This window comes from Okeania sp. SIO2F4 (genome assembly GCF_010672385.1).
Classification (GTDB): domain Bacteria; phylum Cyanobacteriota; class Cyanobacteriia; order Cyanobacteriales; family Microcoleaceae; genus Trichodesmium.
The window spans coordinates 1-3,775 of the sequence record NZ_JAAHGT010000626.1 but is presented as its reverse complement, the minus strand read 5'-3'; the positions used below and the strand labels follow the sequence as shown (position 1 = coordinate 3,775).

3 protein-coding genes are annotated in these 3,775 nt (G+C 35.8%); 2 read left to right on the top strand and 1 reads right to left on the bottom strand.

The window, feature by feature from the left end:
* Positions 1–216: 216 nt before the first annotated feature.
* Positions 217–1,560: an NACHT domain-containing protein gene (locus F6K22_RS29050; protein ID WP_293106101.1), complete on the bottom strand. Its 1,344-nt coding sequence runs from the start codon at positions 1,558–1,560 to the stop codon at positions 217–219.
* Positions 1,561–1,720: 160 nt separating this feature from the next.
* Between F6K22_RS29050 and F6K22_RS29045 the strand changes: the two genes are divergently transcribed.
* Entirely contained in the window at positions 1,721–2,491 is a 771-nt protein-coding gene (locus F6K22_RS29045) for an SH3 domain-containing protein (protein ID WP_293106099.1), read from the top strand.
* 417 nt (positions 2,492–2,908) lie between these two features.
* Positions 2,909–3,538 carry an SH3 domain-containing protein gene (locus F6K22_RS29040; protein ID WP_293106096.1) on the top strand — a complete coding sequence of 210 codons (630 nt, stop codon included), beginning with the start codon at positions 2,909–2,911 and terminating at the stop codon, positions 3,536–3,538.
* The last annotated feature ends 237 nt before the right edge of the window (positions 3,539–3,775 follow it).

Sequence of the window (3,775 nt, the reverse complement as noted above, 5' to 3'; positions counted from 1 at the left end):
GTTTTTTATCCAGATGCACCGCCACAAATTTATATGGGAGATACTCTACTTGTAGATTCTTTATTTGAAGGATTAGAATTAACTGCTGAACAGGTATTTAATCAAGCTGGAATTACAACTATAATTACTCCCAGTTAATTATACGATCGAGTAATATAATGTCAAAAAAATTCTGCCATAAGCGCCTTTTTTTCCCTTCTGCCTTCTGCCTTCCCACTACATTTCAGTAAAATGTTTATACAATAAATGATGAATAAATTGATAGCGATCGCCTATTCTTTTTAACAATAATCGACTAGCAGAATAATTCAGAAAACGACGATAATTCCAGGGAATATGACCATTACTAAATAAAACAATTCGCAGCACTAAATTTTTCAGTCCGGGCAAACCAATTAACCCACCAATTAACCCACCAATAGCACCAATAATTAACCCTGCCTTTAATTCCCAACGTAATGTCAAAATAAATCCAAAAGTAAACCCCCAAAATAATACACTAATCAAATTAACAATTAATTGATATGTCTGTAACTCGCCATGAGAATCTAACCAAGTTGACTGTAGTTTTTCTATTCTAAATTCCTGAATATTTTCTGCTGCCATTCGTTGTGCTAACCATGCCAACCACCGTCTTGTTTGTTCTGGTAGTGGTTCTTGACCCCTAGAATACCATTTATAGTTAGTTTCTCCCCCTAATTGAGAACGAATATAAGCATTTAATAAGTATTTTTCTTTTCCCTGTTTAGAAGTAATTCTTCTCCAAGCAGCAATTAAAATTTCCTCATAAGCTAAAGTCATCATGCTTAACATTAATGGTGTTTTAGCTAAGTTTAATAACTCTGGTTCCTCCTGAATATAATTCCAAAGTTCTCGACTTCTAGCCACCAATAAATAATCTTGAATCTGGCTGTTTTTTAAAGCTTGTAACAAAACAGCAGCATTCACTCTCAACTTATTCTGACAATTTTTATAAGCTGCAAAACTACTACAAATAACTAAGTGTTTTGGTTGAAAATCTACTGAAAATTTATTAATACCTTCTAAGCAATCCTCAGATAATTCTGGGGATACTCGATCGAAGCCATCTATTAAAGGTAATAATTGCTGATTTTCTAACCAGTTCCTAGTAACTTTCTTGGGAATATTGTATTTAAACCTAAGTTGATCGACTAACCAATCCGAAATTCCCTGATTGTTATTTTTCCATGTCGAAAGGTCTAATAATACTGGAATTGGTAAGTTTTGCTCTTTTTCCGTCCTAATCACAAGCCTTCTAGCTAATTCCAGTAAAGTTGTAGTTTTGCCACCTCCAGGATTTCCTAATAAGAGTAATTTTCCTTTCATGCGGTCAAAAACTTGCATAATATTCACTTGAGCAGGGAGTTGAACAATAGGGCGCTTTCCTACTTTTATTTCTATATCCCAAGAACGTTTTAATTGTTGGGGTGGTTGCTGACGGACAAGATTAACTATCACTGGATGGTGTAGAGACTGCAATCGCAGTTGTAAAACTTCTCTCTTAACTGTATTTAATAGTTTATCGCGATTTCTTTGCACCTTTATATAACTCTATTTTTACATGGTTTAGTTAGCTATTATATGGTTAAAATATTCACGGTATATATTTGCTTTAATAGTTAACAGTTATGCTGATGATTAAAATTAAAATTGACTAAAAAAGTGAACATATAATCAAGTTGATCGGGAGGTAAAAATTATGTCATTGAATATGGGACAACTAATCATTACAGGAATAGCTGGACTTGCGAGTGCCACTTCTATAGCTTATTTCACAATTCAGTCTGATTCGTCACAATTTGCTAATAATTATTTCCAGACACAAACGTTGGATAGCAACCTAGTTTCCGATCGACAAAAGTCCTCATCTTCAACTCTTAACTCCTCAGATTTAGTTAGTCAAAAATCTAGTCCAGTTATAATTACACCACCAACATCGGGGTGTAAAATTAATATGGCCATAGTAGACGATCCTGAAGCACCTTTGAATGTTCGTAGCACTCCAGAAGTTAAAGAAGGTAATATAGTTGGTCAACTTAACAATAATACCTTTGTTTCTGTGGCAGATGAAAAATCTGGTTGGCTACAAATTACTAATCCTGTTACAGGTTGGGTTGCCAAGAACCGAACTCGTAGCACCTGTCCAAGAGTAGATAAGACTATTACTTTTTCCCCAGAGAGCGACACAGCTATTGTTAGAGGTGAGATTATTGGTACTGGCAGTCATAACTACCGGGTCAGGATGATTCAGGGTCAGACTCTGACTATCAAAAATTTTGGGGATGTTTTTCCGGCAATTATTAGTCCTGATGGCCAACTTATGGCAAGAGAACCCAATGTTGAAGGTAATGAAAGTGAGTGGACAGGTATTATTTCTCTGAGTGGGGTATACACTTTACAATTAGATTCTAATCTGCGTGGATATGAGTATGAATTTTTAGTGTTAATAGAAGGGAATGAGAATTTTTAGTTTAAATCTCCATTAACGAAGTTAGAAAAAGATTGTCTTTAAACTTAAGTTGCTCGACGAGGTTGCATAGAGTGCGGGATGAGTTGATGTGGGGGGTGTGGGGAGTGTTGGGAGTGTTGGGAGTGTGGGAAGTTTAGGAGACGTTGCATATTTACGTTGTGGAATTATAGTTTTAGATAGAGAAATAGGAAGTAAAAGATGGAATTTACCTTTTCTACAAAGATTCATCCCTTGGTTCAGCAACGCCTAACTAACTAAGTTGCTCGACTAACAAATCCGAAATTTCCTGATTGTGATTTTGCCATGTCGAAAGGTCTAATAAGATTGGAATTGTTCAGCAATTAACAATTAATAATTACCTCTCTTCTTGCTAATTCCAGCACAGTTGTAGTTTTACCACCTCCAGGATTTTCTAATATGAATAGTTTTCCTTTAAAGTCTTTATCTTCAACTCTCAATTCCTCAGATTTAGTTAGTCAAAAATCTAGTCTAGTTGTAGTTACACCACCAACATCAGGATGCAAAATAGTTATGGCTATAGTAGATGATCCTGAAGCACCTCTGAATGTTCGCAGCACTCCAGAAGTTCAAGAAGGTAATATAGTTGGTCAACTTAACAATAATACCTTTGTTTCTGTGGCAGATGAAAAATCTGGTTGGCTACAAATTACTAATCCTGTTACAGGTTGGGTTGCCAAGAATAGAACTCGTAGTAGTTGTGCAAAAGTAGATAAGACTATTACTTTTTCCTCAGAAAGCGACACAGCTATTGTTAAAGGGGAGATTATTGGTGCTGGTAGTCATAACTACCGGGTCAGGATGATTCAGGGTCAGACTCTGACTATCAGAAATTTTGGGGATGTTTTTCCGGCAATTATTAGTCCTGATAGCCAACTTATGGCAAGAGAACCCAATGTTGAAGGTAGTGAAAGTGAGTGGAGAGGTGTTATTTCTCTGAGTGGGGTATACACTTTGCAATTAGATTCTAATCTGCGTGGATATGAGTATCAATTTTTAGTGTTAATAGAAGGGAATGAGAATTTTTAGTTTAAACTTCCCAAAAATTTTTAATTTTCCTTCCTTTTTCTGGTTGTAATAATTAGGGTTTGCTGATTAAATCTCAAAGCATTTACAGATCAAGGTAAATGCCTTCTTTTGGTCGAAAAAAGTGCGCTTGTTTGAGCTCTTCATGGTCGAAAAGTTAGGACTTTGGGCAGACAAACAGAGAAAAATCAAGGTACAATTATTCCTCCTACTTTATCTTTCTCCCTACCCTCCCCACAA